Origin of the sequence: Stenotrophomonas sp. GZD-301 (genome assembly GCF_049310345.1) — a bacterium.
Taxonomy (GTDB): domain Bacteria; phylum Pseudomonadota; class Gammaproteobacteria; order Xanthomonadales; family Xanthomonadaceae; genus Stenotrophomonas.
Genome location: NZ_JBMOWY010000020.1, coordinates 1 through 12,839, shown reverse-complemented (window position 1 = coordinate 12,839; position 12,839 = coordinate 1). Strand labels below are relative to the sequence as shown.

General features: G+C 67.0%; 14 protein-coding genes and 2 tRNA genes. 8 read left to right on the top strand and 8 right to left on the bottom strand.

All coding sequences use genetic code 11. From position 1 onward, the window contains the following. Positions 1-4: 4 nt before the first annotated feature. Positions 5-739, bottom strand: coding sequence for a DUF6776 family protein (locus ACO6VK_RS04985; RefSeq protein WP_422505833.1), 735 nt, complete (start codon positions 737-739; stop codon positions 5-7). Between the two features lie 184 nt (positions 740-923). Here ACO6VK_RS04985 and ACO6VK_RS04980 point away from each other — a divergent pair, with 184 nt between their 5' ends. The 3 genes from ACO6VK_RS04980 to ACO6VK_RS04970 all read left to right on the top strand — a co-directional run bounded on the left by ACO6VK_RS04980 (position 924) and on the right by ACO6VK_RS04970 (position 5,858). Then, the gene (locus ACO6VK_RS04980; protein ID WP_422505832.1) at positions 924-1,565 is read left to right on the top strand and encodes a DUF4126 domain-containing protein; all 642 of its coding nucleotides are present in this window, start codon (positions 924-926) and stop codon (positions 1,563-1,565) included. 67 nt (positions 1,566-1,632) lie between these two features. After that, positions 1,633-3,492 carry an EAL domain-containing protein gene (locus ACO6VK_RS04975; protein ID WP_422505831.1) on the top strand — a complete coding sequence of 620 codons (1,860 nt, stop codon included), beginning with the start codon at positions 1,633-1,635 and terminating at the stop codon, positions 3,490-3,492. A 53-nt stretch (positions 3,493-3,545) separates the two neighbouring features. Beyond that, entirely contained in the window at positions 3,546-5,858 is a 2,313-nt protein-coding gene (locus ACO6VK_RS04970) for an ATP-binding protein (protein WP_422505849.1), read from the top strand. Between the two features lie 19 nt (positions 5,859-5,877). On the opposite strand, the gene bfr is transcribed toward ACO6VK_RS04970, so the two are convergent. The 3 genes from bfr to ACO6VK_RS04955 all read right to left on the bottom strand — a co-directional run bounded on the left by bfr (position 5,878) and on the right by ACO6VK_RS04955 (position 7,408). Further along, positions 5,878-6,348 carry a bacterioferritin gene (bfr, locus tag ACO6VK_RS04965; RefSeq protein WP_411852420.1) on the bottom strand — a complete coding sequence of 157 codons (471 nt, stop codon included), beginning with the start codon at positions 6,346-6,348 and terminating at the stop codon, positions 5,878-5,880. Positions 6,349-6,471: 123 nt separating this feature from the next. Beyond that, complete coding sequence (locus ACO6VK_RS04960) at positions 6,472-6,681, bottom strand: (2Fe-2S)-binding protein (RefSeq protein ID WP_026070525.1); 210 nt, start codon at positions 6,679-6,681, stop codon at positions 6,472-6,474. A gap of 109 nt (positions 6,682-6,790) precedes the next feature. After that, positions 6,791-7,408 (bottom strand): RNA pyrophosphohydrolase, encoded by a 618-nt coding sequence (locus ACO6VK_RS04955; RefSeq protein ID WP_017354550.1) that lies wholly within the window; start codon positions 7,406-7,408, stop codon positions 6,791-6,793. 120 nt (positions 7,409-7,528) lie between these two features. On the opposite strand from ACO6VK_RS04955, the gene ACO6VK_RS04950 reads away from it, so the two are divergent. Together ACO6VK_RS04950 and ACO6VK_RS04945 are read left to right on the top strand one after the other, a co-directional pair. After that, positions 7,529-7,605: transfer RNA gene (locus tag ACO6VK_RS04950), tRNA-Met, on the top strand. Positions 7,606-7,655: 50 nt separating this feature from the next. Then, positions 7,656-7,730, top strand: a tRNA-Gln gene (locus ACO6VK_RS04945). A 256-nt stretch (positions 7,731-7,986) separates the two neighbouring features. Here the strand turns inward: ACO6VK_RS04945 and rpsI are convergent. After that, on the bottom strand, positions 7,987-8,379 hold the full coding sequence (gene rpsI, locus ACO6VK_RS04940) for a 30S ribosomal protein S9 (RefSeq protein WP_017354549.1): 393 nt from the start codon (positions 8,377-8,379) through the stop codon (positions 7,987-7,989). Between the two features lie 2 nt (positions 8,380-8,381). After that, on the bottom strand, positions 8,382-8,810 hold the full coding sequence (rplM, locus tag ACO6VK_RS04935; protein WP_422505830.1) for a 50S ribosomal protein L13: 429 nt from the start codon (positions 8,808-8,810) through the stop codon (positions 8,382-8,384). A 182-nt stretch (positions 8,811-8,992) separates the two neighbouring features. Here rplM and coq7 point away from each other — a divergent pair, with 182 nt between their 5' ends. After that, positions 8,993-9,637, top strand: a complete 645-nt coding sequence (gene coq7, locus ACO6VK_RS04930; protein ID WP_422505829.1) for a 2-polyprenyl-3-methyl-6-methoxy-1,4-benzoquinone monooxygenase — start codon at positions 8,993-8,995, stop codon at positions 9,635-9,637. Between the two features lie 70 nt (positions 9,638-9,707). On the opposite strand, the gene ACO6VK_RS04925 is transcribed toward coq7, so the two are convergent. Both ACO6VK_RS04925 and speD read right to left on the bottom strand, forming a co-directional pair. After that, complete coding sequence (locus ACO6VK_RS04925; RefSeq protein ID WP_422505828.1) at positions 9,708-10,025, bottom strand: DMT family transporter; 318 nt, start codon at positions 10,023-10,025, stop codon at positions 9,708-9,710. 207 nt (positions 10,026-10,232) lie between these two features. After that, on the bottom strand, positions 10,233-11,027 hold the full coding sequence (gene speD / locus ACO6VK_RS04920) for an adenosylmethionine decarboxylase (RefSeq protein ID WP_017354544.1): 795 nt from the start codon (positions 11,025-11,027) through the stop codon (positions 10,233-10,235). 170 nt (positions 11,028-11,197) lie between these two features. Here speD and crp point away from each other — a divergent pair, with 170 nt between their 5' ends. After that, the gene (gene crp, locus ACO6VK_RS04915; protein WP_017354543.1) at positions 11,198-11,863 is read left to right on the top strand and encodes a cAMP-activated global transcriptional regulator CRP; all 666 of its coding nucleotides are present in this window, start codon (positions 11,198-11,200) and stop codon (positions 11,861-11,863) included. Between the two features lie 130 nt (positions 11,864-11,993). Next, positions 11,994-12,758, top strand: coding sequence for a sulfite exporter TauE/SafE family protein (locus ACO6VK_RS04910; RefSeq protein ID WP_422505827.1), 765 nt, complete (start codon positions 11,994-11,996; stop codon positions 12,756-12,758). The last annotated feature ends 81 nt before the right edge of the window (positions 12,759-12,839 follow it).

Genomic DNA, 12,839 nt, shown 5'->3' with positions numbered 1-12,839 from the left:
ATGCTTACTCCCCTTTCGCCGGCGTCCCCGCCTGCTTCCAATCGAATACCTGGGTGGCGCCCCCCGCGCTGCCCAGCGTGACCCGCACACGTTGCGGGGTGAAGTCCTTCGGCAGGATCACACTGCCGGTGAGCTGCTGGAAGTACCGGAAGGAATACTCCTGGCCCGGCACCTTGGTGCGCTGGTGCAGCTCGTCCCAACTGACCGTGGTCAGCTTTCCGCCCTTCACGCCTTCCACCGAGAACCGCATCTGGCCCTGGCTGATGGCGCCCCGGTTGAGGTTCTGGGTCAGCACCACGGCGTACTGCCAGGTGCCGCCGGCCTCCGGGGAGAACTCGATGGAGTGGGTGTTCAGGCCCTTGCGCTGGCTGGTGGCCCCGACCAGGCGCTCATAGAACGCCACATCGGCACGCAGCCCGGCAATCTCTTCGTCGCGCTCGCCCAGCGAGGCCTGCACCTCGGTATTGGCGGCGCGGCTGATGCGATCGGACGCCTGCAGGGTGGCCTGCCGCTGCTGCAGCTCCACCACCTCCTTCTGCAGGGTCTCGACGCGCGCCTCGGCGGCGTCGAGCTGGCGGCCGGGGTCGCCATGCGGCGCGCCCAGCCAGCGACCGGCCAACACGGCCAGGATCAGGCTCAGCAGCCAGATGCCGCCGAGCACCAGCAGGCGCTTGCGGTCCTGCACGGGCGGACGGCCCGGCAGGCGGATCTGGATACGGGAAGGTGTGCGGTTGTTCATGGCTGTTTCCGCTGCGCCGCCTGTCCGGCGACACCGCGACGGCCCCTGTTGGAACGATCGACGGGCTAGTGTAAGTCAGGATGCCGCCAATTCCCCTACCCGGGGGGACGGGCGGCGGTGGCGTTCATGGTCGTCATCCCCGATAGTGTGGCCCTGTGCACATTTTGCAGCGGGAGCACGTGCCGTGACTGACGCCCATCTGTTTGTGATCGGCATTCTGCTGGCCTGGCTGGCCGGCATCCGGGTGTACCTGACCGTGTTCGGGGTGGGCCTGGCCGGGCTGCTCGGCTGGGTCGAACTGCCGCCGGCACTGCAGGCCACCGAGTCGTACTGGGTGCTGGGCACCTCGGCCGCCCTGGCCATCGCCGAATTCTTCGCCGACAAGATCCCCGGGGTGGATTCGGCCTGGGACCTGGTCCAGACCCTGGCCAGGGTGCCCGCGGGCGCCTTCCTGGCCGCTGCCACGCTCTCGCCCAACGGCGAGTTGAGCGGCACCGCGCTGGCTGCCGGCGCCGGGGTCGCGCTGGCCAGCCACGGCCTGAAGGCCGGCACCCGCGCCCTGCTGAACACCTCGCCCGAGCCGGCCAGCAACTGGGTCGCCTCGGCGGCCGAAGACACCGTGGTGGTCGGCGGCCTGGCACTGGCACTGGCGCATCCGTGGCTGGCGCTGATCGTGGTGGTCGCCTGCAGCCTGATCGGCGCGCTGATCGTGTGGTGGGTGTGGCGCGCCCTGTGGCGTGGCATGCGTTGGCTGCTCGGCCAGCCGGCCGACAAAACGGGCAGCAGCGCACATCCTGGCGTGTTGCCTCCCGGACCAGGTGGCTGACGGCCGGCGCGACGCGTAACCAACGCGATGGTTCGTCGCATAATTGCGACGCACACTGGGAGTACCGATGGCCGTCAACGACAACGCTGCATCCACCCGCGCCACGCGCGCCGAAACCCCGCCCGCCGATCACTGGCAGCGCTGGGTCGATGCGCCCGCATCGGCGCCGCCACCGTTGCCCAGCAACGTGGTGCCGTTGATGCCTGCCGCCGGGCCTGGCGCAGCAACGCCGCCACCGCTGCACCCGATCGAACACGATGCACTGCCGCTGGCGGCCGAGGCCCCCTACCGCGTGCTGATCGTCGAGGACGACCGTTCGCAGGCGCTGTTCGCGCAGAGCGTGCTGCATGGCGCGGGCATGGAAGCGCTGGTCCACGCCGATGCCGAGGGCGTGCAGCAGGCCATCGCCGAACATCGCCCCGACCTGATCCTGATGGACCTGCACCTGCCCGGCCTGGACGGCATGCGCCTGACCGCGCTGATCCGCCAGCAGCCTGGTCAGCAGCTGCTGCCGATCGTGTTCCTGAGCGGCGATCCCGACCCGGAGCGCCAGTTCGAAGTGCTCGACAGCGGTGCCGACGATTTCCTCAGCAAGCCGATCCGGCCGCGCCACCTGATCGCCGCGGTGTCCAACCGCATCCGCCGCGCCCGCGCGCAGGCGGCCACGCTGCCCGGTGCGCACGGCGCGCCGGCAATGAACAACCCCGAGACCGGCCTGCCCACGCGCCACCACGTGATGCAGCAGCTGGCGGCGTCGCTGTCGCACCGCGATCGTGGCGGCCTGTACTTCATTGAGATCGCCAGCGCGCTGGGTCTGCGCGAACGCTACGGCTATGCCGCCTTCGAGCGGCTGATGGTGCAGGCCGGCCTGCGCCTGGCCGATGCCGCCCAACCGCACCTGCTGGCGCGCCTGAACGACAACAGCTTCCTGGTGCTCGCGCGCGGCATCGATGAAGACGATCTGGATGGCCTGGCGCACACGCTGCGCGAGCAGCTGTCGGCCCGTGCGTTCGTGATCCGCGACGATGAGTCGGTGCACCTGCGCGGCGTGGTCGGCCACGCCCAGCTCTCACCCGGTTTCGCCGATGCCGGCAGCGCACTGGAAGCGGTCGAGCGGACCACGCTGCAGGCCCGCCTGCTCAGCGCCGGCATCGCCGCCTACGTGCGTCGTGAGGACGTTGCCGCACAGGAGCACCTGGCCCTGCTCGACGGCCAGCTGGAACTGGCCTACCAGCCGATCGTGGCCGTGGCCGGGGGCAACACCGCCCAGTACCAGGTGCTGCTGCGCCTGCGCCAGGCCGATGGCACCGTGCTGGCGGCCGGCCAGGTGATCCCGGCGGCCGAAGCGGCCGGGCGCATCGCCGACCTCGACCAGCAGGTCCTCGACCACGCACTGGGCCTGCTCGACCTGTACCGCCACGCCACCCAGCCGCTGCACCTGTTCGTGTCGCAGTCGCTGCGCACGCTGGCGCGCGACGCCTTCGCCGACTGGCTGCTGGAATCGCTGGCGCAGCGCCAGCTTCCCGGCCATGCGGTGGTCATCGACGTGCGCCTGCCCGATGCCCTGATCCACACCGTCACCCTGCAGCAGTTCTGCACGCGCCTCAGCGCGGCCGGCGTGCGCTTCTGCCTGAGCCAGTTCGAGCCCGGCAGCGACGCCAACGCCCTGCTCACCCAGCTGCCGATCGCGTTCGTGCGCATGGCCGCGCGCTTCTCCAGCAGCCATGCCAACCAGAAGACCCGCGATGAACTGCGCGCGGCGATCGAGATGGCGCACCGTGCCGGCCTGCAGATCATCGGCCAGCAGATCGAAGACCCGCAGGCCGCCGCCGCGATGTGGATGGGCGGCGTGGACTTCATCCAGGGCAACATGGTGCAGTCGGCGGGCAGCGACCTGAACTTCGACTTCCACAACGCGGTGTTGTGATCATGGCGACCCACGGACGGGCAACGCCAGTGCAGGTACCGGTGTCCCTGTGGATCGCCGCGATGTCCGCGGCACTCTCGGCCACCGCCAGTGCGATGACGGTGGCCGGTGCCAACGGCCCGTGGGCAGCCATCGCCGCCGCCACCGCCGCGCTGACGCTGGGCGCGGCCATTGTCGGCGTCCGTCGCTGGCGCGATGCGCAGGACCGTCTTTCCCGGCTGCAGCGCCAGAGCGACGCACTGGGCGAGGAGCGCGACCAGATCCAGCGGCGGATGCAGCAGCAGCACCTGCTGGAGCAGGAACTGCTCGCCGCCAAACAGGCCGCCGAGGCGGCGGCACTGGCCAAGGGCGAGTTCCTGGCCACCATGAGCCACGAGATCCGCACCCCGCTGAACGGCATTCTGCCGATGCTGGACCTGATCGCGCGTGGCCAGCTCGGCAGCGACCAGCGGCAGATGCTGCAGACCGCCACGGCCAGCTCGCAGCAGCTGCTGCGCATCGTCGATGACATCCTCGACTACTCCCGGCTGGAGGCCAACGGCCTGGACCTGGAGATCACCACCTTCAACCTGCGCGAACTGCTGGACGGGCTGGTGCAGCTGATGCAGCGCGCGGCCGAGCCCAAGGGCCTGCGCGTCTCGCTGGAACTGGACCCGGCGGTACGGCTCTCGGTGCGCGGCGATCCGGTGCGGTTGCGGCAGGTGCTGAGCAACCTGCTGGTCAACGCCATCAAGTTCACCGAGCGCGGCCAGATCCGGCTGCGCGTCCTGCGGCAGGGTGAAACCAATGCCCAGCACCAGGTGCGCTTCGAAGTCATCGACAGCGGCATCGGCATCGACGAAACCCTGCAGGCGCGCCTGTTCCAGTCCTTCAGCCAGGCCGACGCATCCACCACCCGCCTGTACGGCGGCACCGGGCTGGGCCTGGCAATCTGCAAACGCATCATCGACCTCATGCACGGCCGCATCGGGGTCAGCTCGACGCCCGGACGCGGCGCCACGTTCTGGTGCGAGATTCCGCTGCTGAAGGTACTGGGCGACCTGCCCGCCGCAGGCGTCACGGTCACCCGTGCCCTGCTGGTGAGCCGCGACCCGCTGCAGCGCCAGCGGTTGGAGCGCGTGCTGGAGCACCACGACATCCGCCTGCATGCGGTGGAGTCCGCCGCCGATGCGGTGGATGCACTGCGCGCGCCGCAGCGACCGGGCATCGACCCGGCCCTGGCCTGGGTCATCGCCGATATCGAGGCGGTGCGCCACAGCGGGGCAGCGCTGCATCGCGAAGCGGTGCACGGCGTGCGCAGCCCGCCGGTGCAGCTGCTCTGGCTGCACGGCCAGGAACCACCCGCTGCCGCGTTGCTGACCCAGGCGCACGCCCTGCCTCGCGATGCTGCCGACACCGCCCTGCACGCACTGCTGCGCCCGCAGGCGGCGTCGGCACGCCCGGCACCGCTGCTGGCCGATGCCGCGCCGGTCCCGGCCACGCCCAGCGAGTCGCCGCTCGGCCTGCGCGTGCTGCTGGTGGAGGACAACACGGTCAACCTGCTGGTCGCGCAGCGGCTGTTGCAGGTGCTCGGCTGCGAGGTCAGCACCGCCCAGGATGGCGAACAGGCGTTGCAGCACCTGCACATGCATGCGGTGGACATCGTGCTGATGGATTGCCAGATGCCGGCGCTGGACGGTTACACCGCGACCCGGCGCTGGCGCGAACACGAAACCGACACCCATGCCACGCGCCTGCCGATCGTGGCGATGACCGCCAACGCGATGGCCGGCGACCGCGAGCGCTGCCTGCAGGCCGGCATGGACGACTATCTGTCCAAGCCCATCCAGCGCGATTCACTGCGCACCTGCCTGCTGCGCTGGCAGGTACCGCACGCGCCGATCGAGGACACCGTCGTGGCGACCGTCGTGGCCACCTCCCCGGCTACCGACACGCCCCAGGTGTGGGAAGACGATGCGGTGCTGCTGTCGGCCATCGCCGCCGATCCGGGCGAGGAACCGGCCGCACTACCGGTGCTCGATACCCAGGTGCTGGATGAGTTGCTGGAGGTGATCGGCACGGGCACCGCGCAGATCATCGGCGTGTTCCTCGACGACACCCCGCCGCTGATCCGCCAGCTGCAGGAAGCCTCGGTGGCAGCCGACCTGCCGGAACTGCGCGCGCTCGCGCACAGCCTCAAGTCGGCCAGTGCGAATGTGGGTGCACTGGCCCTGTCGGCGGCCGCGCGCCGGATCGAACACGACGCACGCGCCGGCACGCTGGAGCGCCCGGCCGTGGCCGTGGCGCTGCTGATCGCCGAGTTCGCCCGCGCACGCATCGCGCTGGGCGGCTATCTGGCCCGCCTGCACGCTCCCCAGGGTCACTGAGGCGCGTGCCGCCGGCAGATCAATCCTCGATCTTGGTCAGCAGGTAGTTCGGCTCACCGATGCGCTCGATCAGATCCAGCTGGGTTTCCAGCCAGTCGATGTGCTCTTCCTCGGATTCGAGAATCTTCACGAACAGCTGCCGGCTCACGTAGTCGGCGATCGAATCGGCATACGCCACCGCTTCGCGCAGCGTCACCACGCCGTCGCGTTCCAGCGCCAGGTCGCACTGCAGGATTTCGCGCGGATTCTCGCCGATGCGCAGCTTGCCCAGCGCCTGGAAGTTCGGCAGGCCTTCGAGGAAGAGGATGCGGTCGGACAGGATGTCCGCATGCTTCATCTCTTCGATCGATTCCTTGTACTCGTGGTCGGCCAGTTCCTTCAGCCCCCAGTTCTTCAGCATCTTGGCGTGCAGGAAGTACTGGTTGATCGCGGTCAGCTCGTTGTAGAGGACCTTGTTGAGGAATTCGATGACCTTGGCGTCGCCCTTCATGAGCTTGCTCCTGCTGCGTGGAAACGCGCGCACTGTAGCGCTTCGCCGCAAACCATGAAGGAACGCGAATCAACCCCAGTTGCGCATGCGCACGGGGGCCGGGCATCGGCCCGGCAGACGCGGTCAGGCGACCTGCGCCAGGCCCAGTACCGGCAGCGGCAGATCGTGGGTGGCGCGGGCCTTGGCGAGCAGGTCCGCCGCCATGTCCAGGCAGGAACCGCAGGTGGCGCCGCAACCGGTGCGCATGGTCAGCTCGGACACGCTGGCGACACCGCTATGGGCGGCTTCGCGGATCTGGTGGTCGGTTACCCCATTGCAGATGCAGACGTACACGTGCGGACTCGGCAGACAGGCCGGGATGGCCTGCCGCCATTCCAATCGAAACGAGAATGGTTGTCAATTTCGAAACTGAATCATTCTCGATACGGTTCAGCGGGCCGGGTCAGGCCCCCGGCTCGCCCTTGGCCTTGCGCGGCCAGTAGCCCCGCTTCGGCAACCGCTTGCGTGGCCGGTCATGGCCCGCCGCATTGCCCGGCATCCAGGCCTCCTGTGCGGTCTTGGGCATCGATTCCACGCCGGTCCCTGCCACCCCCCGCGCCAAGGGCGCCAGGTGCCGCAGCGCGCGTGCATAGACGCCCCGCTTGAACATCACCACATGCTCGACCGGGTACCAGAAATCCACCCACCGCCACTGATCGAACTCGGGGCTGTCGGTGTGGTCCAGTTTGACGTGGGATTCGTCGCCGGCCAGGCGCAGCAGGAACCAGACCTGCTTCTGGCCGATGCAGACCTGACGTTCATTGCGGCGGATGGCCCGTGCCGGCAACCGATAGCGAAGCCACCCTGGCGTGGCACCAAGCACTTCGACGTGCTCGGGCAACAACCCGGTTTCTTCCTGCAACTCGCGATACATGGCTTCCACCGGCGTCTCATCGGTATTCATGCCGCCCTGCGGGAACTGCCAGCCATCCCGGCGCACACGTCGTGCCCAGAACACCTGCCCGTCCTGCCGCATCAGCACGATGCCGACGTTCGGTCGATAGCCGTCCGGATCGATCACGATGCGGACTCCTAGAAAAATCTACTGGCCGGGACTGTGCCACGCCGGCTGCCCACTCACAAGCGTGGTGAAAAAGTGTTGACAGATTCCCAATACATCTCCAGAATTACCGGCTCCCTAGGCTATGTAGCTCAGCCGGTTAGAGCACAGCACTCATAATGCTGGGGTCGGTGGTTCGAGTCCACCCATAGCCACCAAGTCATGCTTGGTTTTGTAGGGAAAAAGTGCAATACTTGCACGCACATATTGCCCCGTCGCCAAGCGGTAAGGCACCTGACTCTGACTCAGGCATTCGGTGGTTCGAATCCATCCGGGGCAGCCAAATATGACAAAAGGCCTGATCGAAAGATCAGGCCTTTTGTTTTGTGCGCGTTGCAATGCCGGCCACTGGCCGGCGACGCGTGAGCGTTGGACAGATCGCTTGGTTGCCGGCCAGCGGCCGGCACTACCCTCTCTTGCTTCGTGCGCTTCCTGGCTGCCGGCCGGCGGCCGGGCCGTAAACGACAAAAGCCCGGCCGAGGCCGGGCTTTTGCTTTTCCCAGGGGGATCCCGAAGGATCCCACGCCAGGCGCGATGGATCAGCGCTTGGAGAACTGGGTGGCGCGACGTGCCTTGTGCAGGCCGACCTTCTTACGCTCGACTTCACGGGCGTCACGGGTCATGAAGCCAGCCTTGCGCAGCTCGGACTTCAGGGTTTCGTCGTACTCGACCAGCGCACGGGCGATGCCCAGACGGATCGCACCGGCCTGGCCGGTGGTGCCGCCGCCAGCGGCGGTGACCATGATGTCGAAGCTTTCGGTGTTCTTGGTCAGTTCCAGCGGCTGACGCACGATCATGCGTGCAGTCTCACGGCCAAAGAACTCGTCCAGCGGACGGCCATTGACGGTGATGTTGCCGGCGCCCTTGCGCAGGAACACGCGGGCGGTGGAGGACTTGCGGCGGCCGGTGCCGTAGTTTTGCGTGATAGCCATGATTAGATATCCAGAACCTGAGGCTGCTGAGCGGCGTGCGGGTGCTCGGAACCCGAGTACACCTTGAGCTTGCGGTACATGGCGCGGCCCAGCGGGCCCTTCGGCAGCATGCCCTTGACGGCGGTCTCGATGACGCGCTCCGGGTGGCGCTCAAGCGCCTGGGCCAGAGTTTCGGTCTTCAGGTTGCCGATGTAGCCAGTGAAACGGTGATACAGCTTGTCCTGCAGCTTGTTGCCGGTGACGGCAATCTTTTCTGCATTGATGACAATCAGGTAGTCACCGGTATCAACGTGAGGGGTGTAGACCGGCTTGTGCTTGCCGCGCAGACGGCGGGCCAGCTCGGTGGACAGACGGCCCAGCGTCTTGCCGGAAGCGTCGACGAGATACCAGTCGCGCTGGACGGTCTCGGACTTTGCAGTGAAAGTGCTCATGAAAGAACTCAAGTAGGTCGGGCTCATTGCGGCGTTGAACGGCCGAAACTCTGCCACGCGTTGTGAAGAGGCGGGATTGTACTGGCCCTTCCAGCCACATGCAAGTCGCCCTGCCCGGTGGCTTGGCACATCGGCCCCAGGGGGCGAGAATCAGGCACCCCTCGCCGCGACGCCTCCCCTGCATGACCGCGATCCGCCAGACCACCCCGCTCGACCACCTGCTCACCGAAGCCCAGCGCGCGCTGGATACGGTGTTCGGCAATCCGCCGGCCAGCCGCCCCTACCCGGCCGCAGCGACCCCGGACGTGCAGATGGAGGACCGCGAGCGCCGGCATGCCGCCGGGCTGATGCGGATCAACCACGTGGGCGAGGTATGCGCCCAGGGCCTGTATTTCGGCCAGGCGGCCGTCGCCCGCGAGGCGCAGACCCGCGCCCACCTGCTGGACGCCGCCCAGGAAGAGACCGACCACCTGGCCTGGTGCGCGCAGCGCCTGCGCGAGCTGGGCAGCCGCCCCAGCCTGTTCAACCCGATCTGGTATGCCGGCAGCTACACCATCGGCACCCTGGCCGGCCTGCGGGGAGACGGCTGGAACCTGGGCTTCGTGGTGGAGACCGAGCGCCAGGTCGAAGCGCACCTGGACGAGCACCTGGACACCCTGCCCCCGGCGGACCTGCGCAGCCGCGAGATCATCAAGGTGATGAAGATCGACGAGGCCCGCCACGCCGACCACGCCGAACATGCCGGCGCCCGCAGACTGCCGCCGCCGATTCCAGGCGTGATGGCGCTGGCCTCCAAGGTCATGAAGACCATCGCCTACCGGATGTAGGGCGTATCGACCAACGGTCGATACCTACCGGGGATCCGCCACGGTAGCGCCTGCCGCCGGCAGGGCGGCCTCAGCCTGAAACGAGCTTCAGGCCGATCACGCCGGCCACGATCAGGCCGATGCAGGCCAGGCGCGGCAGCGAGGCGCTGTCGCCGAACAGCAAGATGCCCAGCGTGGCCACGCCGAGCGCGCCGATGCCGGTCCAGATCGCATAGCCGGTGCCCACCGGGATGGTCCGCAGCGCCTGGGTCAGCAGGTACAGGCTGATTGCCGCCGAAATGATGGTGGCCACGGTCGGCCAGGGCTTGGTGAAGCCATCGCTGTACTTCAGGCCCAGCGCGAACCCGATTTCAAACAGGCCGGCCAGCAGCAGATAGATCCAGGGCATGGGGGTACTCCTCATCATGAACAGAACAGATACCGGCCGCCCCGCGAGGCGGCCGTAAAAACGCACAACGGCCCGGTGTTTTCACACCGGACCGTCGTCGGTTGCATCCGTGGAACACGAATCTGCGCAGATCCGGATGTTCCACAGGGCGGGCCGTCCCGCCTTGTGCGGCGCGCCCGGGGATGTCCCGGACGCGATCGCTGGGTGTTACTCGGACAGATTGCGGCCGTGGAACAGCTCTTCGATCTCGCGCTTGAGCAGCGCTTCGATCTTCATGCGTTCCTTGAACGAGATGTTCTTGGCCTTTTCCTCGAACAGGTACTGGTCCAGGTCGAAGTCCTTCAGGTGCATCTTCGTGTGGAAGATGTTTTCCTGGTAGACGTTGACGTCGAACATCTCGTAACGCGACTTGATGTTCTTGGCCAGGAAGTTCTGGATCGAGTTGATCTTGTGATCGATGTAGTGCTTCTTGCCCTTCACGTCACGGGTGAAGCCACGCACGCGGTAATCCATGATCACGATGTCCGATTCCAGACTCTCGATCAGGTAGTTCAGCGCCTTCAGCGGCGAAATCACGCCACAGGTAGCCACATCGATGTCCGCGCGGAACGTGGCGATGCCCTCCTGCGGATGCGTTTCCGGGTACGTATGGACAGTGATGTGGCTCTTGTCCATATGCGCGACCACGGCGTCGGAGATCAGCTCCTTGCCGGCCAGCTTCTTGTCGATCACCGGTTCTTCGGAGATCAGGATCGTCACCGACGCGCCCTGCGGATCGTAATCCTGGCGCGCGACGTTGAGGATGTTGGCGCCGATGATCTCGGCGACATCGGTCAAGATCTGAGTAAGCCTATCGGCGTTGTACTCTTCATCAATGTATTCGATGTAACGCTGACGCTCTTCTTCGGTGCGCGCGTAACACACGTCATAGATGTTGAAGCTCAGCGCCTTGGTGAGGTTGTTGAAACCCTGCAACCTCAGGCGAGGCAACGGCTTGACCACGGCGGTCGATCCTGTGTGTGGTGGGAAAGGCGCAATTATGGGGCAAAGTGATCGGGGGCGAAACTTGCATTGAAAGGTTTGCCTGTGCTTTGTTTGCCCTTAACAATTGTGATCGTTAAGCTGCCGGGACATAGCCGTGAATTGTTCATGAGCAAAGGGAGCGCCGTAACGTGTCATCTGTGCGCCTTGCCACAAGTCCATTGGCCCTGGATATCGCCACCATCGACCGCTTTCTGGCCCACAGCCATCGCCGTCGCTACCCTGCCCGCACGGACGTCTTCCGGCCGGGGGACCCCGCAGGCACCCTTTACTACGTGATCAGCGGCTCTGTTTCTATAATTGCTGAAGAAGATGACGACCGTGAGCTGGTCCTGGGCTATTTCGGCTCCGGGGAGTTCGTGGGGGAAATGGGTCTGTTCGTGGAATCGGACCGTCGCGAGGTCATCCTGCGCACCCGGACACCGTGCGAACTGGCCGAAATCAGCTACGAGCGCCTGCACCAGCTGTTCCTGGGCCCCCTGTCCACCGATGCACCGCGGCTGCTGTATGCCATCGGCCAGCAGATCTCCAAGCGCCTGCTCGACACCAGCCGCAAGGCCAGCCGCCTGGCCTTCCTGGATGTCACCGACCGCATCGTGCGCACCCTTCACGACCTGTCCCGCGAGCCGGAGGCCATGAGCCATCCGCAGGGCACCCAGCTGCGCGTCTCGCGCCAGGAGCTGGCCCGCCTGGTCGGCTGCTCGCGTGAAATGGCTGGCCGCGTCCTCAAGAAGCTGCAGAGCGACGGGCTCCTTCACGCCCGCGGCAAGACGGTCGTCCTGTACGGCACCCGGTAGTCCCGGCCGCGGCCGGCACCGCCGGCCTCCGCCCTGCAACCCGCTCGTAGTGCCGGCCGCTGGCCGGCAACCGGGCACTACCGCCAGCCGCCGCCCGGCACCCCCAAGGCGATTCCGCTAGGCTGGCGTCATGGAACCCGGCAGCGAATTCTATTGGTTCATCCTGATCGGCCTGGGCGCCCAGCTGGTCGACGGTGCACTGGGCATGGCCTTCGGGCTGGTGTCCTCCTCGGTCCTGCTCAGCATGGGCCTGCCCCCGGCAGCGGTCAGCGCCAGCATCCACACCGCTGAAGTCTTCACTACCGGGGCCTCCGGGGTCTCGCACCTGGTCGCAGGCAACGTCGATCGCCGGCTGTTCCTGCGCCTGGCCTTGCCCGGTGCGGTGGGCGGGGTGGTCGGCGCCTACGTGCTGACCCAGCTGCCCGGTGACGTGATCCGCCCGTTCATCTATGCCTACCTGCTGGTATTGGCGATTTTCATCCTTCTGCGCGCGGCCGGGCGGCTGATGCCGACACAGGAGGTCAAGCGCGTGCCGGTGCTGGGCTTCGTGGCCGGCCTGCTGGATGCCAGCGGCGGCGGCGGCTGGGGTCCGGTGGCCACCTCCACCCTGCTGGCCCGCGGTGGCCAGGCCCGCACCACGATCGGCACGGTCAACGCCGCCGAGTTCGTGGTGACCCTGGCGGTGTCGATCACCTTCCTGCTCTCGATGGGCCTGCAGTACCTGAACATCGTCGCCGGCCTGCTGGTCGGCGGCATGATGGCAGCGCCCGTGGCTGCGCTGCTGGTGAAGAAGGTCAAGGAGCGCTGGGTACTGGTGGCGGTGGGCGTGCTGGTGCTGACAATCAGCCTGTTCCAGATCGGCCACGCCGTGCATGGCTGGTGGAGCAGCCCGTAGTGGGGGGGGGGGGGGGGGGGGGGGGGGAGGGGGGGGGGGGGGGGGGGGAAAGAGGAAAAAAAAGCAACCGCCCACCACCCA

Excerpts from the sequence above, each read along its gene's own strand:
- rplM (WP_422505830.1), bottom strand. The coding sequence starts at position 8,810 with ATGAGCACTTTCACTGCAAAGTCCGAGACCGTCCAGCGCGACTGGTAT.
- coq7 (WP_422505829.1), top strand. The coding sequence starts at position 8,993 with ATGACCGCGATCCGCCAGACCACCCCGCTCGACCACCTGCTCACCGAA.
- bfr (WP_411852420.1), bottom strand. The coding sequence starts at position 6,348 with ATGAAGGGCGACGCCAAGGTCATCGAATTCCTCAACAAGGTCCTCTAC.
- rpsI (WP_017354549.1), bottom strand. The coding sequence starts at position 8,379 with ATGGCTATCACGCAAAACTACGGCACCGGCCGCCGCAAGTCCTCCACC.
- ACO6VK_RS04925 (WP_422505828.1), bottom strand. The coding sequence starts at position 10,025 with ATGCCCTGGATCTATCTGCTGCTGGCCGGCCTGTTTGAAATCGGGTTC.
- ACO6VK_RS04985 (WP_422505833.1), bottom strand. The coding sequence starts at position 739 with ATGAACAACCGCACACCTTCCCGTATCCAGATCCGCCTGCCGGGCCGT.
- ACO6VK_RS04975 (WP_422505831.1), top strand. The coding sequence starts at position 1,633 with ATGGCCGTCAACGACAACGCTGCATCCACCCGCGCCACGCGCGCCGAA.
- ACO6VK_RS04910 (WP_422505827.1), top strand. The coding sequence starts at position 11,994 with ATGGAACCCGGCAGCGAATTCTATTGGTTCATCCTGATCGGCCTGGGC.